At 45.2% G+C, this 22,767-nt stretch carries 18 protein-coding genes; 14 read left to right on the top strand and 4 right to left on the bottom strand.

From position 1 onward, the window contains the following. Positions 1–13: 13 nt before the first annotated feature. The 5 genes from K4039_RS08195 (at position 14) to K4039_RS08175 (ending at position 2,529) form a co-directional block, all read left to right on the top strand. Positions 14–703 carry an ImmA/IrrE family metallo-endopeptidase gene (locus K4039_RS08195; protein WP_265234659.1) on the top strand — a complete coding sequence of 230 codons (690 nt, stop codon included), beginning with the start codon at positions 14–16 and terminating at the stop codon, positions 701–703. 81 nt (positions 704–784) lie between these two features. Then, positions 785–1,627, top strand: coding sequence for a RimK family alpha-L-glutamate ligase (locus tag K4039_RS08190; protein WP_265234658.1), 843 nt, complete (start codon positions 785–787; stop codon positions 1,625–1,627). A 62-nt stretch (positions 1,628–1,689) separates the two neighbouring features. Continuing rightward, positions 1,690–1,908 (top strand): hypothetical protein, encoded by a 219-nt coding sequence (locus K4039_RS08185; RefSeq protein ID WP_265234657.1) that lies wholly within the window; start codon positions 1,690–1,692, stop codon positions 1,906–1,908. Further along, on the top strand, positions 1,898–2,302 hold the full coding sequence (locus K4039_RS08180; RefSeq protein ID WP_265234656.1) for a type II toxin-antitoxin system RelE/ParE family toxin: 405 nt from the start codon (positions 1,898–1,900) through the stop codon (positions 2,300–2,302). Before K4039_RS08185 ends, K4039_RS08180 begins: the two co-directional genes overlap by 11 nt. 17 nt (positions 2,303–2,319) lie before the next feature. Beyond that, a complete protein-coding gene (locus K4039_RS08175) occupies positions 2,320–2,529 on the top strand; it encodes a hypothetical protein (protein ID WP_265234655.1) in 210 nt (69 codons plus the stop codon). Positions 2,530–2,695: 166 nt separating this feature from the next. Here K4039_RS08175 and argS read toward each other — a convergent pair whose 3' ends face one another. After that, the gene (gene argS / locus K4039_RS08170) at positions 2,696–4,453 is read right to left on the bottom strand and encodes an arginine--tRNA ligase (protein ID WP_265234654.1); all 1,758 of its coding nucleotides are present in this window, start codon (positions 4,451–4,453) and stop codon (positions 2,696–2,698) included. Positions 4,454–4,744: 291 nt separating this feature from the next. Here argS and K4039_RS08165 point away from each other — a divergent pair, with 291 nt between their 5' ends. The 4 genes from K4039_RS08165 (at position 4,745) to K4039_RS08150 (ending at position 11,204) form a co-directional block, all read left to right on the top strand. Beyond that, positions 4,745–5,140 (top strand): hypothetical protein, encoded by a 396-nt coding sequence (locus K4039_RS08165; protein ID WP_265234653.1) that lies wholly within the window; start codon positions 4,745–4,747, stop codon positions 5,138–5,140. A gap of 253 nt (positions 5,141–5,393) precedes the next feature. Continuing rightward, positions 5,394–5,540: a hypothetical protein gene (locus K4039_RS08160; RefSeq protein ID WP_265234651.1), complete on the top strand. Its 147-nt coding sequence runs from the start codon at positions 5,394–5,396 to the stop codon at positions 5,538–5,540. Between the two features lie 233 nt (positions 5,541–5,773). Continuing rightward, on the top strand, positions 5,774–7,165 hold the full coding sequence (locus tag K4039_RS08155) for a malic enzyme-like NAD(P)-binding protein (protein ID WP_265234737.1): 1,392 nt from the start codon (positions 5,774–5,776) through the stop codon (positions 7,163–7,165). A gap of 196 nt (positions 7,166–7,361) precedes the next feature. Next, positions 7,362–11,204, top strand: coding sequence for a PAS domain S-box protein (locus K4039_RS08150; protein ID WP_265234650.1), 3,843 nt, complete (start codon positions 7,362–7,364; stop codon positions 11,202–11,204). A 95-nt stretch (positions 11,205–11,299) separates the two neighbouring features. Here the strand turns inward: K4039_RS08150 and K4039_RS08145 are convergent, their stop codons facing one another. The 3 genes from K4039_RS08145 to K4039_RS08135 all read right to left on the bottom strand — a co-directional run bounded on the left by K4039_RS08145 (position 11,300) and on the right by K4039_RS08135 (position 14,928). Then, positions 11,300–11,782 (bottom strand): GNAT family N-acetyltransferase, encoded by a 483-nt coding sequence (locus tag K4039_RS08145; RefSeq protein ID WP_265234649.1) that lies wholly within the window; start codon positions 11,780–11,782, stop codon positions 11,300–11,302. A gap of 92 nt (positions 11,783–11,874) precedes the next feature. Further along, complete coding sequence (locus K4039_RS08140) at positions 11,875–12,471, bottom strand: tRNA-(ms[2]io[6]A)-hydroxylase (RefSeq protein ID WP_265234648.1); 597 nt, start codon at positions 12,469–12,471, stop codon at positions 11,875–11,877. A gap of 282 nt (positions 12,472–12,753) precedes the next feature. Then, on the bottom strand, positions 12,754–14,928 hold the full coding sequence (locus tag K4039_RS08135; RefSeq protein WP_265234647.1) for a tetratricopeptide repeat protein: 2,175 nt from the start codon (positions 14,926–14,928) through the stop codon (positions 12,754–12,756). 99 nt (positions 14,929–15,027) lie between these two features. Between K4039_RS08135 and K4039_RS08130 the strand changes: the two genes are divergently transcribed. The 5 genes from K4039_RS08130 to K4039_RS08110 all read left to right on the top strand — a co-directional run bounded on the left by K4039_RS08130 (position 15,028) and on the right by K4039_RS08110 (position 22,629). Then, positions 15,028–15,693 carry a glycoside hydrolase family 108 protein gene (locus K4039_RS08130; protein ID WP_265234646.1) on the top strand — a complete coding sequence of 222 codons (666 nt, stop codon included), beginning with the start codon at positions 15,028–15,030 and terminating at the stop codon, positions 15,691–15,693. Positions 15,694–16,026: 333 nt separating this feature from the next. Continuing rightward, positions 16,027–17,160 carry a serine/threonine-protein kinase gene (locus K4039_RS08125; protein WP_265234645.1) on the top strand — a complete coding sequence of 378 codons (1,134 nt, stop codon included), beginning with the start codon at positions 16,027–16,029 and terminating at the stop codon, positions 17,158–17,160. A gap of 479 nt (positions 17,161–17,639) precedes the next feature. Further along, positions 17,640–21,146, top strand: coding sequence for a PAS domain S-box protein (locus K4039_RS08120; protein WP_265234643.1), 3,507 nt, complete (start codon positions 17,640–17,642; stop codon positions 21,144–21,146). Between the two features lie 4 nt (positions 21,147–21,150). After that, entirely contained in the window at positions 21,151–21,303 is a 153-nt protein-coding gene (locus tag K4039_RS08115; RefSeq protein ID WP_265234641.1) for a hypothetical protein, read from the top strand. Between the two features lie 54 nt (positions 21,304–21,357). Further along, positions 21,358–22,629, top strand: coding sequence for an FAD-dependent hydroxylase (locus tag K4039_RS08110; protein ID WP_265234640.1), 1,272 nt, complete (start codon positions 21,358–21,360; stop codon positions 22,627–22,629). Positions 22,630–22,767 lie beyond the last annotated feature (138 nt).

The raw sequence follows: 22,767 nt of genomic DNA, 5'->3' as shown, positions 1-22,767 counted from the left end.
AGGCCCCTGAAGCGTGAGTATTTTTAAACCGTATTGCTTCTATCCCAAAGAATCGATCGAGCGTTTGGCAAATGACATCCTGATGCAGATGCAGAAAACGCAAAAGTTTGCTCCGAAATGGCCTTTTGAAGCGACAACTGTTGCTGATTTTCTGGACTTGGGCGTAGTTTGGGACTACATTGAGCCGGATGAAGAAGGTGCGATCGCTGCGAGGATTTTACCCCAGCAGCGGTTAATCGAAATCAACGAATTGATTCTCGAAAAACCGCCGGGGTTCATCGAATCGACGATCGCCCACGAAATCGGCCACTGGGTGCTGCACGTCAATCAAGACGAAGCAGACGGTACTGTGGAACAGTTGGAACTAGATTTGGGCGATCGAGAAAAAACAGCATCTGATGTCGAAGAACCGTTTGTGTGTCGGGGTGCGATCGCAAATACCAAAATTGCCTCGATCGAATGGCAAGCCCAATATTTTGCAAGCTGTTTGTTAATGCCCAGAGGAGTTTTGGAAGATAAAAGACAGGGACGCGATTTAACAAAATGGTCGCATTTATACAAAATGAGAGATGAATTGGGAGTGAGCATTTCCAACTTGACAAACCGCTTGCAAGAGTTCGACTGGATTTATATTCCCAAGGGAACGCGCGAGATTTATGCCGGGAAAGATGCCGCAAACGGTCAGCAGCGGCTGTTTGGGTAGAATTTGATTGAATTTGAAGTTTGAGAAGTGCGATCGCGCTTCTCAAATTGTTAAAATTACTTTTTAATTAAGTTACATTTTATGCTGACCAATATTGAAATCCTGCTGGCAGCTTGTGAGGAATTAAATATCCCTTACGAAATCCTGCATAATTGCCAAAACTTGATTAGACTCAAACAGGGTGGCGAAGAATATTATTTTGTCAATTACATAACGCCATTTAATAGCGCCTCAGTAGCAGAGATTTTTAAAGACAAAGAATATACCTATCAACTATTAAACGGCAAAATAAATACTCCCAAAACTCTCGGTTTTGTCTCGCCTCACTGCGAGGAGAAGTATAAAAAGTATTTGAGTTTCCCAGATATTGAATCAATAGTTTTAGAAGTCCACAAAAATTTCTCTTTCCCGGTGATTCTCAAAAGAAATCGCGGTGCTGGTGGCAACAATGTTTTTTTGTGTGAAACGATAGAGCAAATTAAAGAAGCCCTAGAAATTATATTTAACGTCAACAGCAAAGATTATGACTATGTGGCGCTCGCTCAAGAATATATCGAAATTGCTCACGAATATCGGGCTGTATTCTGCAAAAAAAAGCTAGTTTTGCTGTACGAAAAAGACAAATCTCAGGCTAAATTTGCGGGGAATTTAAGCCCGCTGCACTGGGAAGGTGCAAAAGCCAAACATATAATTAACCCCTATCTCATGTCTGAGATGGAAGATTTTGTTAAACCTGTTTTTGCGGAAATTGCGATTAATTATGCTGGGCTTGACATCGCGCTAGATAAAAACGGAGCATATTGGTTGATTGAAATTAACTCAAGTCCCAATTACGATATATTTGTGAGAGATAACGATCGCCAGATTGTCGTAACAATGTTTAAAGGCCTTCTGGATAGCTTGGTTGTTAACAAAAAGCCGTAAATGCTCGATTTGAGGAATGCGCTATAATTAACTAAATCCAACTCTTTAAAAAAGTCAAACCAATGACAGCACAAGTGTTAGAACTAGAAGGGACGTGGGAAGAAATTCTCGCCCAATCAGCAGAGTTTGCTGGACGCAGAGTCCGCATCATCGTTCTTGCTGACGAAGACGAAGAAGCACTCCCATCTCCAGAAGAAAGCTTTCGGCAAGCATGGCTGGAAATAAAGGCAGGAAAAACTAGACCTGTATCGGAACTGTGGGAAGGTATTGATGCAGAATGATTCTCCTTCAATTAAGGTGTACTTTGCCGATGAATTTAAGCGCAATTTACGCGCACTGTCCAAAAAGTACCGCCACATTCGCTCTGACGTTCAGCCGATTGTTGAACAACTTCAAGCGGGAGAATTGCCTGGAAATCGAATATCAGGGATTAATGATATTGTCTTTAAGGTGCGAGTCAAAAACAGCGACATCAAAAAGGGCAAAAGTGCTGGCTATCGACTGATATATTACGTTCAGACACCTATAGCTATCTTTTTGATGAGTATTTATGCAAAATCAGAACAAGTGGATATTTCAGCCGAGCAAATTATACAAATTATTAGTCAGTTGAATGATGCCACTATTCCTAAAGAAATACAAGATGAAGAAGATAGCGATCGCCCTGACGGTTAAAAATTAAAATCACAAAAATGACACCACAAATACTAGAACTAGAGGGAACGTGGGAAGAAATTCTCGCCCAAGCAGCCAAATTTTCTGGACACAGAGTCCGCATCATCGTTCTTGCTGAGGAACCGCTGAAGTCAGCCGAAGACTGTTTTCGTCAAGGATGGCACGAAGCCATGACAGGAGAGACTGTACCGCTTTCTGAACTGTGGCAAGGAATTGATGCAGAATAGTCCTCTCTATCAGCGTTTATCAGCGTTTATCAGCGGTTAAAATTATCTTATTTCCGGTTGCATCGGTATTGTTCAAGACTTTTGGCGGTGCGTGAGTGCAAACAGTTTCATCACCGAGATTCAAATATTTATTGCTCTCACGCACCCTACAGCTACAAACCTTAGATTACATTCTCTCCAACACTTGAATCCCCAACAAATCTAAACCCAACTTCAGAGTCCTCGCCGTCAAATCGCACAACATTAACCGCGAAGTCCGCAACGGTTCCTCAGCTTTCAGTACCGGACATTGTTCAAAAAATTGATTGAACTTTTGACTTAATTCAAACAAATACTGACAAATCCGATTTGGCAACAAGTCGCCGCCCACAGCATTTATAACTTCATTGAACTGCAATAAATGCTTTGCCAATACTAACTCGGCATCTGACTGCAAAATCACTTTTGCACTAGCATCTAAGTTATCAAAATCAATCTCTCCTTTGCGGCGAATTCCCTGCACGCGCACGTAGGCATACAGCATATAAGGAGCAGTATTTCCTTGCAATGCGAGCATTTTGTCGTAGCTAAATACATAGTTGCTGGCGCGGTTTTGACTTAAATCGGCATACTTAACGGCACTCAAACCAACGGTTCGAGAGACGCTGGCAATAAATTCTTCTGTTTCGTGTCTTTCCTCTGCTTTTAATCTGTTTTCTAAATCTTGGCGGGTGCGGACGATCGCCTCATCAAGCAAATCCTGCAAGCGCACTGCATCCCCAGAACGAGTTTTTAATCTTTTGCCATCTTCTCCGCATACCAAACCGAAGGGAACGTGGACAATTTCGACATCTTCGGGAATCCAACCGGCTTTTCTGGCTACTGCAAATACTTGGGCGAAATGGTTGGCTTGTCCTGAATCTGTGACGTAAACTATGCGTTTTGCCTTGTCGTTTTGGATGCGGTAGCGGATGGCGGCTAAATCTGTTGTTGCGTAGTTGTATCCGCCGTCGCTTTTCTGCACGATTAGCGGTAATGGTTCGCCTTCTTTGTTGGTGAAACCGTCTACAAATATGCATTTTGCGCCGTCGCTTTCTACTAGCAAACCTAACTTGTTTAAGTCGGCGATTACTGCGGACAATAATGGATTGTAAAAGGATTCGCCGCGTTCGGTTAGTTTGATGTCTAGTAAGTCGTAGATTACTTGGAATTCGCGGCGGGATTGATCGCACAGCAGTTTCCAGGCGCGCCTGGTGTCTTCTGCGCCTGCTTGCAGTTTTACTACTTCTTGGCGGGCGGTTTCTTTGAAGGTTGCGTCTGCGTCGAAGCGCTGTTTTGCTTGGCGGTAAAATGCGACTAAATCGCCTAAATCTAGAGCGTCAGCGGTGGTGAGGGCTTGGGGGTGAACTTCGCGCAAGTATGCGATCAGCATCCCGAATTGGGTGCCCCAGTCGCCGATGTGGTTGATTCTGATTACGTCGTGGCCTTGAAATTCGAGGGTGCGGGCGATCGCATCTCCGATGATTGTCGATCGCAAATGTCCGACGTGCATTTCTTTGGCGATATTCGGGCTCGAAAAGTCGATCGCCACTCTCTGAGGCGTTTTCACCGGTTCAATCCCCAAACGGGTGTCGGCGGCGATCTCACTTATTTGCGCTTCCAAATACGCCGGTTTGAGCTTCAAATTGATAAAACCCGGGCCGGCGATTTCTGGGGTTTCGCAGATGTCGGCGATGTCGAGGTTTTCGATGATTGTAGAGGCGATCGCCCGCGGTGGCTTACCTAACTTTTTGCCCAAACTCATCGCTGCATTGCACTGAAAGTCCCCAAACTTGGGATTTCCCGCAGGGGCTAGCATCAGATCCGTATCGGCATAACTCTCGCCGAATGCGGAGGTGAAGGCTTTTTCAAATCTGGTTTTTAACTGTTGGGCGATCGAGTTCATCTTTAATATTTTGATTGGATATTTATTTTAAACGCTAGAGGTTGAGGTCGATCGCAACTTTTAGCTGTACTTCTCCGGGGATTACCCCCTCGAAAATATTTTCCATCCTGATCTAAATCACAGGGTTTTGTATCTGAGATTACAGATTATCACAATGCCGATCGCTCTACACATCAAAAAATATCACATCTAGTCATGATCGCGATCGCCATACAATTTAGTTAAATCAGTTACATTAAGGTATGTTAATATTTTTTCAATGCTCCAAAAATTCTACGAAAGGAAGTAGTTATGTTATCTCAACCTGTTTTTGGCGATCGTTCCCTGACACAAGCCTTTGATCGAGCAGTAATCGCTCGCTTCGATGAGCCTCTGAGTCTCTCGACTCAAGCACTATTAGAAGAGTGCACCCTCGGCTTCGCCCCTTGTCCCGAAGGAGTCAAAACCTTTTTCATCATCGCGCCGAGTCTAGATGTAGCAGATGAACTAATTGAAAGAATCGACAGCATTTTAGATCGAGTTGTCGAACTCATGGCTGGAGTCAAACAAGTGGGCCTGTGCATCTTTCCCGCCGGCAGCGAAGACGAACAACCTGTAGATCTCCCAAACTCAGAAAAAGTTCCCCCCGATTGTATCGCTTGCAAATTCTTTACAATTATGTGTGCGGATGCTGCGACCGATCGCTAAAATTGACAGTTAGCAACCAGCAACTCGCTGTGCTGCGCTAAACCTGTGTTTTTACTGGCGCGGGGTAAATTCCTTATTAGTAACAGTCGCTGGAATTCTCCAGCAAAGCGTGCAGGTAGTTCGATCGTTTGCCCGGTTGCATTCGCTATTGAAGGCAAATTTTAACAAACAAGCATAATACATAAGAAATGCCCGCTTGTCAGTCGATCTAATTTTTACCTGCTGGATCAAACAGTGTTGCATCTACTGACAGTTGACAGTTGACAGAAGGAAGAAGGAAGAAGGAAGAAGGAAGAAGAAAGAGGGAAGTTCGGCAACGGATTTTGTAACGGATGTAACGGATTTAAAAGTCAAGGAAGAGGGAAGCAGAAAAAGGGAAGTTCGGCAACGGATTTTGTAACGGATGTAACGGATTTAAAAGTTAATAGTTAGTAGGGTTCGTCAGTCCCAAGTTTCGCTCCAATTCAAACATATTGAAACTGACGCACCCTACGGGGAAATATAGTGCGATCGCATCACCAGTTGATAGAATTTGTTAAAAATTTCAGTTGAAAATTTTAATTATTAAATTTTATGTCTAATATTGGCGATAAAATCAAAGATTGCAATTCTCAAATCTACAATCAAGCCATTATGGTAAAACTGACACCGAACCCCAGCTTTAGTTTAACGATTCGTGTTGCTCTGCCGAACCAGCCGGGAATGCTGGCTAGCGTCACTAGCGCGATCGCATCTGTGGGCGGCAACTTCGGCCAAATCGACTTAATCGAGCAAAGCCGCGCCACTACCATTCGCGATATCACCGTCGATGCTTACAGCATTGAACACAACGAAGAAATCGTCCAAGCAGTGAAAGCGCTACCGGATATCAAAGTGATCGATGTGTACGATCGCACTTTCGACTTGCACCGTGGTGGAAAAATCAGCGTAATTAGCAAAATTTCCCTCAAACGCCAATCTGATTTGGCAATGGCATACACCCCAGGAGTCGCCCGCATCTGTACTGCGATCGCCAATGACCCCCAACAAGTTTACAACCTGACAATCAAACAAAATACTGTGGCGATTGTTACCGACGGTAGCGCAGTTTTGGGACTAGGAAACCTCGGCCCAGCCGCCGCACTGCCAGTCATGGAAGGCAAAGCCATGCTATTTAAAGAATTTGCCGGAATTGATGCCTTTCCTATCTGTTTGGACACGCAAGATACCGAGGAAATTATTCGCACCGTGCAGAATATCGCCCCGGTTTTTGGTGGCGTTAACCTGGAAGATATTTCTTCTCCCCGTTGCTTTGAAATCGAAGCCAGATTGCGGGCAACCTTAGATATTCCAATTTTTCATGACGATCAACATGGCACGGCGATTGTTAGTTTGGCAGCATTAATTAATGCCTTAAAAATCGTCAAAAAAACGATCGCAGAAGTGTGTATCGTAATTAACGGAGCTGGTGCGGCCGGAATCGCGATCGCCCGTTTGTTGCGGAAAGCAGGTGCCGAAAACATCATCATTTGCGACTCCAAAGGCGTTCTCTGCAAAGATCGCACGGATATGAACCCAGAAAAACTAGAATTTGCTGTGGCTTCGGGCGGTACTTTGGAAGATGCAATGGCCGGTGCAGATGTATTTTTAGGTGTCAGTGCGCCCGGGGTGGTCACTCGCTCTATGGTGCGATCGATGGCCCAGAATCCCATTGTTTTTGCAATGGCAAATCCCATTCCCGAAATTCAGCCAGAATTAATTATGGAGGATGCGGCGATCATTGCCACTGGACGCAGCGACTACCCCAATCAAATTAACAATGTTTTGGCATTTCCGGGGATATTTCGAGGTGCTTTGGACTGCAAAGCTCGCACGATTACCACAAGTATGTATTTGGGTGCAGCTTATGCGATCGCCTCTTTAGTCAGCTCTTCTCAGCTTGACAAAGAGCACATTATACCGTCTGTTTTTGACGAAAGAGTTGCCATTGCCGTCGCCGGTGCAGTGCAGTTGGCCGCCCGCTCCGAAGGGATCGCTCGCGATTAATTGCAGGAAGTTCAGCAACGGATTCTATCACAGATTTAACGGATGTAACGGATAGAGAGATGTTCGGCCAACGAACAATGTACGGGATAGAAGGAAGTTCGGCCTCGTTGCCGAACTTCCTTACTGAGTTATAAAAGTTACAGCAATAAACAAGATAAAAAGATATAATTAAATAACCCAAGTCCAGCTATGTCAGATGCAAAGCCAGTTAGGAAAAGCCAAGCGCGATCGCTCCCACCGCAAATTGTTACAACTGTGCCCGCTAGGGCTGGCATTGTGCCGGACAGACGGGAGTTTTCTAGACATCAATCCAGCTTTTGCAAGTATTATCGGTTACACAGTTGCAGAAACTCTCAACCTCAATTACTGGGAAATTCTGCAAACAGATTGCGTTGGTAGAGAAAAATATTTAGAAATTCCAGCAAAAAATAGCTGTACTAGCCCGTGCGAAGCAGCATACAAACATAAAAATAACCATTTCGTATCCGTGCGAGTTTCCGAGCGGGCAATTGCAACTGATGGAGAATGCGTGATTTGGCTGAGTGCTGAAAAGATTTTAAATCATCGGGATGAAAACAGTCAGCCACGGGAATCAGCGCCACCGCACTGCAATTCACATCTAGAAAAATTGCTGGCAAACCAGACTGCGGAACTGACAAAAACTCAGGAACTACTCCAACAAAAAATCGCCGAACTGGAACAAGCAAAATCGAAACTGGAGCTGCAAAATCAGATTTTAGATCAAATTCGCGAAGCCGTAATTTGCACGGATACGAACGGCTCAATCACCAGTTGGAATAAAGAGGCTCAAAGGCTTTACGGCTACGAAACAAGTGAAGTTGTTGGTCAAGATGTTAGTCTAATATATCCGCCGAAACAGCGGGAATTAGTATTAGAATTGGTGACAAAACCGCTAGAAAAAACAGGCGAGTGTGAACTAGAAATTACTATGCAGCGCAAGTCTGGAGAAGACTTTTACTCGCACTTATCAATTTCTCTGGTTAAAGATGTTGGTGGCGAAGTCTTTGGGAGTGTGGGCTGCATCAGGGATATTAGCGATTGCAAAGCTTTAGAACAAGAATTAGCACAGAGACAAGATCGTTTTGATGCTTTTTTCAATGATGCGCCGGTGGGACTTTGCATTTTGGACTCCCAATTGCGGTACGTGCAAATTAATCCATACCTAGCAGAAATAAATTGCCTGAACCCAGCAGAACATATTGGCAAGACTGTAAGCGAAATATTGCAGAATTTGGCTCCAATCGTAGAGCCTTTGTACGAACAAATTTTGAGAACGAAAGAGCCCCTAATTAACATAGATATGAGCGGTGAAAGTCCAAAGCAGCCTGGGGTTGTTCGAGATATTACAGGCTCTTATTTTCCTCTGCTCGACAAAGACGGTGAGGCGATCGGCATCGGTGCAGTTGTAGTTGACATTAGCGATCGCAAACAAGCTGAAGTAGCACTGGAAAAAAGCGAACAGCTTTACCGCACTATGGCAAGCAACTTTCCTAACGGTGCAGTGATGCTGTTTGACAAAGAAATGCGCTACACCCTGGTAGAAGGTACAGAATTAGCCGCTGTGGGACTTTCCAAAGAGTTGATGGAAGGCAAGACAATCTGGGAAGTATTCGAGCCGGATTTTTGCAGTATCTTCGAGCCGAATTATCGGGCGGCGCTCGCAGGAGAAACCGTTGTTTCAGAATTTACTTACGGCGATCGCATTTACCTCGGTTACACTTTGCCAGTCAGAAACAAGCGGCAAGAAATCAGCGGCGGATTGTTAATGGCTCAAAACATTACGGAGCGTCACTTAGCAGAAGAAGCCCTCCGGGAAAGCGAGGAAAAATACAGGTGCATTGTCGAGACAGCAGATGAAGGAATTTGGACGATCGATGCGGAGGGTAAAACTACTTTTGTCAACCAAAAAATGGTCGATATGCTCGCCTGTACCGCCAACGAAATGATCGGGCAGTCGCTATTTGCTTTCATGGATGCAGAAGGCGTGGCGATCGCCGAAGCCAATCTCAACCGCCGCCGTGAAGGAATTAGCGAAAAGCACGATTTTAAGTTCCTTCGTCGAGACGGCAGCGACTTGTGGGCGATGGTTTCTACTAATTCCTTGTCAGACAAAGAAGGGCGCTATGTCGGCGCTTTGGCAATGGTTGCCGACATTACCGATCGCAAACAAACAGAAGCGGCATTGCAACAGTCGGAAGCCAAATTTCGATCGCTCTACGAATTAACCAGTTTGCCTGTTTTTATGTTATATGACAGTCGCATCGCAGATGCCAACACAGCCACCCTAAAACTATTTGGCTGCACCGCCCCGCAACAGTTGTACAGCAAAAAACCAGGCCAACTGTCGCCTTTTTTCCAACCCAATGGCAGAGATTCTTTGAGCATAGCCGACGAAATGATGGCGATCGCCTTTGAGCGGGGAAACCACCGTTTTGAGTGGGTTCACCAGCGCTTAGACGGTACGGATTTTCCCGCAGAAGTCGTGCTGACAGTCATCGAAGTTGGAAATGAAAAAATTATCCAAGCAGTCGTCCAAGATTTAACCGATCGCAAACTTGCCGAAGAAACATTAGTGCGATCGGAACAAGCACTGAGACAGCAAGCTCAGCGAGAACAACTGCTGAATCAAATTGCCAACCAAATCCGCAATTCTTTAGATTTAGACACAATTTTAGCAACCGCCGTTCAAGAAATTCGCAATCTGATGCAGCTAGATTGGTGCATCTTCATTTGGTATCGCCCCAACAGCAATCCTCCAATGTGGGAAATAGTTTGCGAAGCAAAGAATGCAAATTTGCCTAGTTTGCTTGGTACTTATGCTGTAGATGACCAATCTAGTGCCGCAGTGCAGCAGATTTTGGGCCGACAAATTATGCGAGTTGATGATCTTAGCTTTTTTGAAGATGTAGAAGTGCGCGCAATTTTCCAAGCATTTAAAATTAACTCAGTGCTGTCGCTGCCGGTTCATACTACTTCCGGCGATATAGGCACGATTAGCTGCTATCAGGCTCTGTCCGCGCGCCATTGGAGCGATTCGGAAGTCGAGCTGATGCAAGCAGTAATTGCTCAAATTGCGATCGCGATCGAGCACGCCGAATTGTACACCCAAAGCCGCACAACCGCCCAATTAGCCCAAGCTCAAACCCAACAGCTAGAACAAACTTTGCACCAACTACAACGCACGCAAACTCAATTAATTCAAAGTGAAAAAATGTCAAGTTTGGGACAATTAGTAGCAGGTGTCGCCCACGAAATCAACAACCCAGTTAACTTTATCTACGGTAATCTCAGCTACGTTAGCGAATACACTCAAAAATTACGAAAAATGCTGCAATTTTACCAGCGTGAATACCCGCAGCCTACCGCAGCAATTTTAGATGCCAGAGAAGACTTGGAAATTGATTATATTATTGAAGATTTACCAAAAATTGTCACATCTATGAAAGTCGGAGCCGATCGCATCCGCGACATTGTTTTGAGCCTGCGGACTTTCTCAAGACTTGACGAAGCCGAAATGAAACAAGTTGACATTCACGAAGGCATCGAAAGCACGCTGATGATTTTGCAAAACCGCCTGAAAAATAAACCAGATCGCCCGCCTATTAATCTTATCAAAGAATACGGTAAATTGCCTTTAGTAGAATGTTATCCCGGTCAGTTAAATCAAGTATTTATGAATTTGTTGACTAATGCGATCGACGCTGTGGAAATGGAAATTGATAAGTTCTCTCGCACGGGCAAAAATCTCACAATTACGATTCGCACCGAAGTAACCGACAATAACTGCGTGGCGATGCGTATAACTGACAGCGGCCCCGGAATCAGCGAAGACGTGAAACTGCGCTTGTTTGACCCATTTTTTACCACAAAACCCGTCGGCAAAGGCACGGGCTTAGGATTGGCAATTTCGCACTCTATTGTCGTAGAAAAACATGGCGGCCAGCTTTCTTGCAATTCTGTATTGGGAGAAGGTTCGGAATTTGCGATCGAGATTCCGCTGCGGCAAAAAACGAATTAAAACCCAATGCAAAATTCCCAGAAACCGGGTTTCTTCCGAGATATTTTGCCACCCACTGAGATTTTCTCAGAAACCCGGTTTTTTAGACTTTGCTTCTAACCTAAAGATTTAACATAAACCCGATCGCACCTTGGCGTTTCCACACCCGTCGTCGGTAGATATCCATTATTTTCGTACAATATAACAGCTTCCTTAAGAATGCTAGCAGTTTCGATCCAGATTTCATCAAAGCCGCGAGCCATTATTATACTTTCCAACTCTTGCAGTAAAAACTTCCCCAAACCTTGTCTCCTTGCTGCTGGCAAAATATACATTTTGCGAATTTCCACAGCATTTTTACCGCGCTCAATGGGATAGTAAGCTGCTGTACCCACGATTTCTGCTTGCCGTTCTACTACCCAAAATTCTCCACCATTTTTATGATAAAATAATTCGACATCATAGACATCTCGATCGGCCCCGCAAGGCTCACAGTTTAAACCGTATTCTGCTAAAATATTTTTAATTAAATTGAAGGCCTCCGCCCGATCGCGCGTTTCCCATGAACGAATCAAAAAATCGAGATGTTGGGTTTTCATTAGTTGTTGCAACTTACATTATTTTTTTGACTTTAGCAACCGTAAAATTACTGATTTTCTCGCATTTGACAGTCGTTAAATGCACCCAACTTTTAACTGTGAATTCTCGGTTCAGGATAAAGAGTTGCCAGCAACTGACTTTCTACCAATGATAATTCTTCTAGCCTCTCCATCACCAGAGTGCGATCGCAATAAGTTGTGGCTAAAATCCAATATACCCCATAATGGCGCGCTTCCGAAGCCATCAAACTACGATAAAACTTAGCTAATTCTGCGTCAGGACAACGATCGCCCAACAGCCCCAGCCGTTCGTGACTCCGCGCTTCAATCAAAGCAGAAACCAGCAAAGAATCCAAAAGTCTCTCCGGTTCCTGTTTGCGAATTTGGGCGGACAAACCGGCACCGTAGGGAGGCGCAGCCAAAGGCCCCAAAGCGATACCGCGCTCTTCTAACCGCTGGTTGACTTGCTCGAAATGCTCTAATTCTTCGCGGGCGATCACTGTTAGCATCCTCACCAATTTTTCCCGCGCTGGGTAGCGAAACATTAAATTTAACGCTACTCCCGCCGCTTTCCGCTCGCAGTGAGAATGATCTAACAAGATTGTATCCAAATGGGCGATCGTCTGTTCGATCCAAGCTTCCGAAGTCGGCTGTTTCAAAAACTTAATAGTTGGTAGTGTCAAATTCATTTTAGATTTTAGATTTTAGATTTTAGATTAGTCATTGTAGGGTGTGCATCGCGCACCATTGGTGTCAACTTAACGTCAAACGTAGTTACATACTGCTGTTTACCTCTGAGGCCAGATCCCCCCTAGCCCCCCTTCTTAAGGGGGGGACAAGAATCTTCTCAAAGTCCCCCTTCTTAAGGGGGATTTAGGGGGATCTGGTCTCGGATAAAAGCGAGATTTATCAACGGTTTTAGGCTTAATTTGACACCAATGACTGCGTATCTTACCCTTATAACTAGCGCGTCAAACCATTTTACACAACTTTTCAAACACCCCATACATATCACCCGCAAACTTTTTCGGATTCCACAACGGTGACAAACTTCCAGAGTCTTTAGACTTAATTAAATGTGCTTGAATTGCCTTTCTCAATTCACCATCTTTACCCAATTTTACACCCAAATTCACATATTCAGCCCAAGACCAAGCCACACCAGTTTCAATTCCCAAAGCCTGCAAAAACGAATAACCCATTCTCGACAAAAACTGCTCTCCGGTGCGAGTCACCACCGGCAAATCAAACCACAAAGCCTCTAAAGTGTGAGTACCTCCATTGTAAGGATAAGAATCTAACAAAACATCAGCCAGCAAATAGATAATTCTGTGCTCTTCCTCCGTAGCAAACCTCGGCAAAAACTTAATTCGATGCCGGCTAACTCCCTCAGCTTCGCAAGCTTGATGATACGCACCCTCAAACACCGCAGCATCGCCCAAAGCTTTGTGAATTAAAATACTGTTCGGAACTTGTTTGAGAATCGCAACTTGTGCTTTTACTAAGTCGCGATTAAATTTTCTGCCCGGAGCGACGCACAGGTAAACTATCTGATCCAAACCGATCCGATTCGACTTTCTCAATGCCACCGGATCGACTCCATACCTCTGAAAACCTGATACCGCTACAAAGGAATCCGGCATCCTAATTAGTTGCTCGTCATAATATTTTTCCCTACCTGCTGGGTGCGAGTACCAGTCTGTAAGAAAGTAATTTTTCGAGGATATGTAAGGTGCATCAAATCCCAACCAGGAAACACAAACTGGCGCGGGTTTTTGGTGAAGAATATCTGCGTGAACTGGTACGCTGAGAGAATCTAAATCGACTAAAATATCTAATTCATCTTGCTGAATTTGGTTGATAATTTCTGCGGAATTGGCAAGTCCGTTGGGGTAAGTTTTTGGGAAAGTCAGTTTACCGAAACTGTCAAATTGTTGAGTGCGATCGTCAGGAACAATTCTTTCGGAAGCGTACAGATACAAATTGGGTGTGATGACGGACAATTCGCGAATGATGTCAGCGCTGCACCAACCTACAGAATGGCGGCTGAAGTGATTGGACAAAAAACCGATTTTTAATTTGCTATTTGTTGGCTTGAGACTATAACTTACGGGTTGAGAAAAATTAGGTTTGATACATTTTTCGATGTACTTTTGGGCAATTAATCTGTAAAGTTTAGAGTTGGCTGCCAAGTCATCTCGCAGATAGGGCGTGCTGAATAACAAGTTTGCATAAAGCGATTTAATTTCTACCGGGCTAGCCGTTTCTAAGTTGTTCTGCAAGTATGATTCTAGTTCTAAAAATCGATCGCCTGCAATTTGATTCAATCCCGACACTTGATAGGTGCTGACGTAGTAAATCGCCGTCATAATTGGATCGGTTTCCGCGCACATTTGGCTGTATTTGTGTACGGCTTGGCGCGCGGCTGCTAAATCGCTAGTATCTCGGAGGATGCCGCACAAATGTTGGTGGGCGGCAATAAAATCTGGTTTAATTTCTAGGGCTTTTTGCAGGTTGGGTATGGCATCTTTAAACTTGCCCTGGTGGCGCAAAATTATGCCAATTTGACAGTATGCTTCGGGTAAATCGGGTTTGAAAGCGATCGCCCGTTGCCATGCAGCCACAGCCTCATCTAACTGCCCCTGCCGCGCTAATTTATCGCCTAAATTTATGTGAAAATCAACCTGAGCCAGATTGGGATTGAGTTCTAGGGCTTTTTGCTCATAGGCTACGGCTGCATCCGATTGCCCCTGCTGCTTCAGTGCGCTTGCCAAATTCCAGTAAGCAGCGGCCAAAGTTGGCTTGAGTTCGATCGCCTTTTGGTAATTGACAATCGCCTCCACCAAACGCCCTTGCTTGTAGAGCATACTGCCTAAATTAGCATAGGCCTCAGCAAAATCGGGATTTAGGGCGATCGCCTCCGAATAAAACCGCATCGCCTCCTCAATTTGGCCGCTGGCTTGCTGCACATTACCCATTGTCACGTAAGCCGCCGCCCAATCCGGTTGCAATTCCAGAGCTCGGCGACAAGCAGCGATGGCGGCTGCTAAATCGCCTTGGGAGTAATAGGTTTCTGCAACGACTGTCAGCGATGCAGCATCTTCAAATTGGGGTGTTTCGGATTGGTTGCGAAAATCGGAATTCATTTGGCGGCCTATGTGTGCTATCAAGTTAAAGGTTGAATCTATATTATTTTGCAGAGTACCAGTTTTACCGGAATTACGCGCGATCGTCACAGAGAATTTATGAGCGACAAGCAAGCGACACAGCACCAACCTAACATCAAGTGGAAGCCAAACCTCCTGCTGGGGATACTCTTGTTAGCCTTAGCAATCCCCTTGCCTTTTGCCCAAAAGACTCTGGCACAGCAGCAAACAGCGAACTTTCGGCAGCGAGTATTTCAAACTGCTCTTTATTTCACCTTATATTTTGAGGGCGGATTCAGCAATCACCCAGCCGATAAGGGCGGCAGAACCTATCGAGGCGTTCTCCAAACAGAATACAACTCGTACCGCTACAGTCGCGGGCTGCCGCCCCTCGACGTGACGCAAATGTCGGAAGCAGAGCTCCTAGAAATTTATAAATATTACTGGGATTCTAGTCTTTCGGGAACTATGCAGCCTGCTTTGGCGATCGTCATGTTTGACACCGCAGTTAATTTCGGTATTAACAATTCTATTACATTTTTGCAGCAAGCTTTAGGATTGCCACAAAGCGGTGTTTTTGATGCGCGCACCAGGGAAGCATTGAAAGTTGCTAATAACAAAAATACAGCGCTACAAATGATTAACGAACGGATTATTTACCGTTACAAACGGGTGCAAGAAGATCCGAGTCAAATGGCTTTTTTCCGGGGTTGGCTGAGCCGCGATTACAGTTTGTGGGGCTACGTTAACAAAATTAAAAATTAACTGTTTTGTTTGTAGATGCAGACGGCGGTTGAAACCGCGCCTACACACACAAAACCCACCTCCGTGGGTTGCAATAAATCAAACACGGCGGTTGAAACCGCCGTTCGATCTTTTGGGCAAGTTCCTCTAGAAATCCGTAAATTAACACTAAGACATCAACCATCTGTCAACTAAATCAAATTCATAAAAGTCATAATTTGAGTTTCATAAAAATCATATTTATCAAGATATATTTCAAGTTCAAAAAAATCTAGTAAATTTCAATTAAACCCTATATAACATAAAGACAAGAACACAATATGTAGCTGCACGAGTAACTTAAGCCATAAAACAATGACAGTAGAAGAAGCAATAAATTTTTTAGACAATCTGGTTTATGAACAAACCCAAAAACGCCTAACTCGGTTGCAACAGTCGATCGCGCAAGGCGTTTTAGGGGGTTTGACATACCAAGAAATTCAGCACAACGATCCGATCGCCCGTGGCTACACAGTGGGCTACCTGGGCCGCTATGTCGGCTACAACTTGTGGAAAGACCTCACCAAGGTACTGAAGCAAGCAGGAATTATTGAACCAGAAGAAAGAGTAGTCGGAGCAAATCTTTGGGACTGCATCATCAGAGGTGTACAAAAAGACACGCAACCAGCTCAATCTCTCGATCCGATATTGGGAAAGCTACTGCGGATGCGTTACCGAATCCGAGAACATTTGGCGAGCACCGAGTACAGCGATACCTATCTCGCTGAAGATGAAAATTTGCCCGATCGACCTTTGTGTCTCGTCAAGCGCCTGAAAAGCCAGTCAGACAGAACCAGCCAGCTATTCGATCGAGAAACGCGAGTGTTATATCGCTTGGGAAAACACGATCGGATACCGGAACTGTTAGCTCGATTTGAAGAAAACGGGTATTTTTATTTAGTCTATCAATTCATCGAAGGAGAACCCCTATATCAAGAATTAATCGAAGGTCAACCCTGGGAAGAACATCGCGTTATTGCTTTGTTAAAAGATATCTTAGAAGTGATGGCCTTCGTTCACAAACAAAATGTAATTCACCGCGACGTTCACCCTCAAAACTTAATCGAGCGCGCATCAGACGGCAAGATTGTATTAATTGACTTTGGAGCAGTTAAAGAAATCAACAGCTCCCAAAACAGCACAGGCCAAACGCGATCGCGCGGCGGCACTCAACAAGACTACATTCCCCCCGAACAAGCCATCGGCTCGCCGAAATTTTGCAGCGACATCTATGCTGTCGGAATCATCGGGATTCAAGCCTTGACAGGGATGCGGCCGAAACAACTCAGAGTCGATAACTTAGGCAATCTCATCTGGCAGAAAAATGCAACTGTTACCCCGCAGTTTGCTAGCATTTTAGACCAGATGGTGCTTTACGCTTTCCCCCAGCGTTACCCATCAGCAACCGAAGCTTTGGAAGCACTTCAACAGTTGACAGTTGACAGTTGACAGTAGTCATTGGTCATTGGTCATTAGTCATTAGTCATTAGTCATTAGTCATTAGTTAAAGAACGAAACCCAAGACCATTGATGTAAGATTTGATACCAAAATCCGGTTTTAATACGGCCTCTTGAGTCCGCGAAGGCGGACTTTGTTTGTGTAGACGCGGTTTCAACCGCTGAGTCTTATTTGGACGGATGAATCGGGCGATCGCTAATTTCCCCGCAAGAAGGAACAAGGAACAAGGAATTTTTGGTTCTAACTAACAATCAAGAAAAATTATGGAATTCTGCCAAATACCTTCTACACCAGAACCTTTGATTTTCAGTTGACACTCTCTCTCAAGTTAGATAAGATAATTAATATTTTATGCTATGCAGTTTTAACAATATCTTAAGCAGCTTTGTATAAGGGGCAACAATATAACTATAGTGTTTATTGCTACCTTAGATACGTAGAAAAACAAATAATTTGAGGTATCGAGAAATTGGAACGTTTTTTACCCGCACCAGCGCAGTCACCCTCAACCACAATTGTTGCACTCCAGTCTTTTGCCAAAAAAGCTGGAATTGCAGTAATCGCGATCGGCTGTACAGTCATTTTGGGTTGGATATTCGACCTCCAACTCTTAAAAAGCATTCTGCCCGGACTCGTGACAATGAAAGCCAATACAGCCGTCTGCTTTATTTTGGGCGGGCTTTCTCTGTTCCTCCAACAGCGCAGCCACAGCGAATTAACAACAACAAAATATCAAAAAAACTATAACTTTTTAAGTTATAGCAGTTCATTTTTACTTATATTAATTAGCCTACTCACCCTCGTTCAATATAGCTTTAATTTAGACTTAGGCATTGACCAACTACTATTTAAAGAAGGTTACACCCTGACAAGCCTCTCAACACCGGGACGCATGGCACCAAATACTGCTGCTGCTTTTTTATTGCTGGGAACAGCCCAGTTGCTGCTGTCAGAACGTCGCCCTAAATACCTGCGGGTTCAAATCTTAAGCTGTTGTGCATTTTTAATTGCATTTCTGGGTTTGATAGGCTACATCTACGGCAAAGCTTTATTTTACCGAATTGGCGATAATACAGGAATGGCTTTGCACACTTCCGTAGCATTTATGTTGCTGAGCCTCGGAATTTTATTTGCCAATCCAGAGCGAGGATTTATAGCAGTAATTGCCAGCGATCGCGCGGGCGGCGTTATGGCGAGGCGCTTATTGCCCCAAGCGATTGTTATCCCGCCTTTAGCGGGTTTATTCATCATTTCAGGAGATCGATTTAAAGCCTACGAACCAGAGCTAGGACTATCGCTATTAAGTGTATTAAACGTAATTATTTTTACGGTTTTGATTTGGCAGAATGCGAAGACTCTTTGCACGGCAGACCGGAAGCGCCATCGAGCAGAAATGGGATTGAGAAAAGCTAAATTAGACCTAGAAACTCAAGTAGAAAAACGGACTCTCCAACTGCAAATTACCAACGAGCAATTGCAGCAACAAATTCTCGATTCTCAAACAACAAAGCAGGCGCTCCAAAAAAACTACAACCTGTTCCTGACAGTCATCAACAGTATGCCAACAGCCCTGTTTGTTAAAGATATTCATGGCCGTTACACGATGCTCAACGCTGCGGGAGCAAGTATAATTGGCAAGTCGGAAGATGATATTATCGGCAGAGATGATAGCGAGTTATTTCCGGCGGAAATTGCAGGCAATATTAAGAAAATAGACCGCCAGATAGTGGCAGCAGGAAAAACGCAAGTTATAGAAGAAGAACTGGCAGTTAAAGGCAATTTGCGGACATTTCTTTCTACCAAAAACGCTTACCGGGACTGGCAAGGAAATATCAGCGGTATAGTTAGCATTTCGCGGGATATTACTGAGAGCAAAGAAGCCGAAGTAGCCAAAAACAATCTGGTAGCAATTCTGGAAGCAACGCCGGATTTTGTAGGTATCGGCGACCTCGAAGGACGCGCCGTTTACATTAACAAAGCAGGCAGAAAAATGGTGGGTATCGACGAAAACGCGGATATATCCCACCAACAAATTGCAGAATTCACAGCAGCCTCAGCCCGCAGCACCTTGAAAGAGGCGATCGCCACTGTAGCTTCCGGGGGCGTTTGGAACGGAGAAACAACCTTTGTGTCAGCATCGGGCCTGGAAATTCCCGTCAGCCAAGTCATCATCTCCCACTCCGCATCCGGCGACAAACTCGGATACATTTCCACGATCGTCCGCGACATCAGCCATCGCAAACAAGCTGAACAAGCGCTGCAACTCTCTCAAGCTCGTTTCGCCGGCATTGTAGAAATTGCCGACGACGCGATTATTTCCGTGGATGCTGATCAAAAAATTATCCTGTTTAACCAAGGTGCAGAACAGATTTTTGGATGGAATGCTGCTGAGGCGATCGGGCAATCCTTAAGCCTGCTGTTGCCCGAAGCTTTCGCCGTCAGTCACAGCCACCTCGTCAGTAATTTCGGGGCTGGCGTTAAACAAGCCCGAAAAATGGGCAACCGCAAAGAAATTTTAGGACGCCGCCGAGACGGTACAGAATTTCCCGCCGAAGCTTCTATTTCCAAACTCGAAGTTGCAGGCGAAATCATATTCACAGCTATTTTGCGCGACGTGACAGCCAACCGAGAAGCCGAAGAATTGGTGCGTCTGAGCGAGGAAAGATATCGATCGCTAGCAATCGCCACCGCACAGATGGTTTGGACGACAAACGCTAGCGGATTCTTCGACAAACCTCAGCCGGATTGGATGGCTTACACGGGCATGAGCTTGGAAGAGATGACGGACAACTGGATAGAAGCAGTGCACCCAGAAGACCGCGATCGCACAATACAAGCTTGGACGCGCACCATAGAAACAAAAAGTCTCTACGAAATCGAACACCGCTTGCGGGCAGCAGACGGCAGCTACAGACACTTTTGGGTGCGCGCCGTCCCCGTTTTGGAAGCCGGCGGTATCGTTCGCGAATGGGTGGGAACTCACACCGATATTAGCGATCGAGTGCAAGTTTTGGCAACGATGGAACAATCAGCCGCACAATATCGATCGCAAGCAGTCCAGCTCGAAAAAGCTCTCCGCGACTTGCACCAAGCTCAAACTCAACTAATCCAAACCGAAAAAATCTCTTCACTCGGCCAGCTAGTCGCCGGAGTCGCCCACGAAATTAACAACCCGATTAGCTTCATTTACGGCAACATCACCCACGCCAGCGAATACGCCACAGACTTGCTCAGTTTGCTCCACCTTTACCAGGAAAAATACCCAAATCCCCTCCCGGAAATTGCCGAAGTAACGGAAGATATTGAAATCGACTTCTTAATGGCAGACTTTCCGAAGATTTTGGAATCAATGAAAGTCGGAGCCGATCGCATCCGCGACTTAGTTGTATCCTTGCGGAACTTTTCGCGACTCGACGAATCGCAGATGAAGCTAGTAGATATTCACGAAGGAATCGAAAGCACTTTGCTAATTTTGCAGCACCGACTCAAAGCTAATGCAGGTCGTCCGGTTATTAAGATTATCAAAGAATACGGCAACTTTCCAAAAGTCGAGTGCTATCCAAGTCAGCTCAATCAAGTATTTATGAATCTTATAGCAAATGCGATCGACGCCCTGGAAGAATACAACAGCCAGCGTTCTTCCCAAGAAATATATGCTCATCCCAACACAATTCGGATTAGCACCAGTGCGAATTCAGACACAGCAACAATTCGGATAGCCGACAGCGGGATGGGAATCAATCAAGAAGTCATTCACAAGTTGTTTGACCCATTTTTCACTACTAAACCCGTCGGTAAAGGCACCGGATTGGGACTGTCAATCAGCTATCAGATTATAGTTGACAAACACCAAGGCCAATTGCAGTGTGTTTCCGCTCCCGGAGAAGGTGCAGAGTTTATCGTAGAAATTCCGATTTCCCAGAAAGTATTAGCCCTGGCTGCGGAAAATATAAAGGAAATGGTCATTAGTCATTAGACAGTTGACAGTTGACAGTTGGCAGTTGACAGTTGGCAGTTGGCAGTTGGCAGTTGGCAGTTGGCAGTTGATGGTTGTCATTAATCATAAATTTCTCAACGTCTCCCCATCTCCCCATCTCCCGTCTCCGTCGCGCGATCGCCTAAAATCGCAATAATTCTTTACAATAAAATAGTAAATATAATTATTCACTTAAAAAAAACCCTTGAAAATGCCCGTAAACCAACTTTCTGCAACCACAGCCTCCACCCAAACACCAACACTCGACTATGATATCGCGATCGTCGGAGGCGGCATAGTCGGCGCAACCTTAGCCTGCGCCCTCAAAGATTCAGGATTAAAAATCGCCATAATTGAAACCCAACTCCCCGCAGCCGCAGCAGCCAAAAAACAAGCCTATGCAATTACCCTACTGTCGGGAATGATTTTAGAAGGTATCGGCGTGTGGGAACAAATATTGCCACAAATCACCACCTTCGAGCAAATTAGCCTCTGCGACGGCGACTATCCCGGTGTCGTCGAATTCCACCGCCCCGACTTGGGAAATACTGGCAAATTGCCGGTACCAAAAACAGCTTTAGGTTACGTTGGCGAGCACCGAGTCATGCTGTCAGCTTTGCAAGAATCTTTGGCAAAAAACCCTAATTTTAGTTGGGTTTGTCCGGCGGAAGTAGTCGAGGTAAAATATTTAACTAATTCGGCTGAAATTCTGATCAAACAAGACGGCGCAACTCGCACAATTCGCACCAAATTATTAGTTGCAGCCGACGGATATAAATCGCGCATCCGCACCGAAGCCAACATCAGCACGCGCGGCTGGAAATACTGGCAATCCTGCATTGCTATCACCATTAAAGCAGAAAAACCGCACAACGATATCGCTTTTGAGCGCTTTTGGCCGAGCGGCCCGATGGGAGTCTTACCATTACCGGGGAACCGTTGTCAAGTAGTTTGGACAGCACCCCACGCGGAAGCAAAAGATTTGCAGTCAATGGACGAAACAGAGTTTTTAGCTTTATTAGAACAACGCACGGGCGGGATTTTGGGCCGTTTGGAGTTGGAAGGCGATCGCTTTTTGTTCCCGGTGCAGTTAATGCAGAGCGATCGCTACGTGTTGCCCAGATTAGCGCTAATTGGCGACGCTGCCCACTGCTGCCATCCTGTCGGCGGACAGGGCTTAAATATGGGTATTCGTGACGCTGGGGCGATCGCCCAAATCTTGCAGCAAGCCCACCAAAAAGGCGAAGACATCGGCGATTTGCGAGTATTAAAACGGTATCACAACTGGCGCAAAAAAGAAAATTTAATTGTGTTAGGATTTACCGATTTCCTAGACAGATTATTTTCCAATACTTGGCTGCCAATTGTCGCATTTCGCCGCTTCGGATTATGGTGTTTGCGAACAATTCCCCCAGTCCGATTTGTATCCTTGCGCTTGATGACCGGCTTAATGGGCCGCCCGCCAAAATTAGCGCAAAACTAGGTTCGCAGTCAGGGCTTCAGCCCTCAAAATTTGTTACAGCGCGTCTATAGCGCTTCTCAAAAAAGTGAGGATAGCCCAATGCCCAATGCCCCATGCCCCATGCCCCATGCCCAATGACCTGTTTGGCCCATGCCCAAT

The organism is Lyngbya sp. CCAP 1446/10 (genome assembly GCF_026130175.1).
Taxonomy (GTDB): Bacteria; Cyanobacteriota; Cyanobacteriia; order Cyanobacteriales; family Microcoleaceae; genus Microcoleus.
Note: the sequence above shows the minus strand (reverse complement) of the source record. Positions and strands in the feature narration are given on the sequence as shown.

What these genes read in the sequence shown, in the direction of transcription:
- K4039_RS08190 (WP_265234658.1), top strand. Translation starts at nt 785, where the DNA reads ATGCTGACCAATATTGAAATCCTGCTGGCAGCTTGTGAGGAATTAAAT.
- K4039_RS08135 (WP_265234647.1), bottom strand. Translation starts at nt 14,928, where the DNA reads ATGAATTCCGATTTTCGCAACCAATCCGAAACACCCCAATTTGAAGAT.
- K4039_RS08155 (WP_265234737.1), top strand. Translation starts at nt 5,774, where the DNA reads ATGGTAAAACTGACACCGAACCCCAGCTTTAGTTTAACGATTCGTGTT.
- K4039_RS08110 (WP_265234640.1), top strand. Translation starts at nt 21,358, where the DNA reads ATGCCCGTAAACCAACTTTCTGCAACCACAGCCTCCACCCAAACACCA.
- K4039_RS08145 (WP_265234649.1), bottom strand. Translation starts at nt 11,782, where the DNA reads ATGAAAACCCAACATCTCGATTTTTTGATTCGTTCATGGGAAACGCGC.
- K4039_RS08175 (WP_265234655.1), top strand. Translation starts at nt 2,320, where the DNA reads ATGACACCACAAATACTAGAACTAGAGGGAACGTGGGAAGAAATTCTC.
- K4039_RS08130 (WP_265234646.1), top strand. Translation starts at nt 15,028, where the DNA reads ATGAGCGACAAGCAAGCGACACAGCACCAACCTAACATCAAGTGGAAG.
- K4039_RS08165 (WP_265234653.1), top strand. Translation starts at nt 4,745, where the DNA reads ATGTTATCTCAACCTGTTTTTGGCGATCGTTCCCTGACACAAGCCTTT.
- K4039_RS08140 (WP_265234648.1), bottom strand. Translation starts at nt 12,471, where the DNA reads ATGAATTTGACACTACCAACTATTAAGTTTTTGAAACAGCCGACTTCG.
- K4039_RS08150 (WP_265234650.1), top strand. Translation starts at nt 7,362, where the DNA reads ATGCAAAGCCAGTTAGGAAAAGCCAAGCGCGATCGCTCCCACCGCAAA.
- K4039_RS08180 (WP_265234656.1), top strand. Translation starts at nt 1,898, where the DNA reads ATGCAGAATGATTCTCCTTCAATTAAGGTGTACTTTGCCGATGAATTT.
- K4039_RS08125 (WP_265234645.1), top strand. Translation starts at nt 16,027, where the DNA reads ATGACAGTAGAAGAAGCAATAAATTTTTTAGACAATCTGGTTTATGAA.
- argS (WP_265234654.1), bottom strand. Translation starts at nt 4,453, where the DNA reads ATGAACTCGATCGCCCAACAGTTAAAAACCAGATTTGAAAAAGCCTTC.
- K4039_RS08185 (WP_265234657.1), top strand. Translation starts at nt 1,690, where the DNA reads ATGACAGCACAAGTGTTAGAACTAGAAGGGACGTGGGAAGAAATTCTC.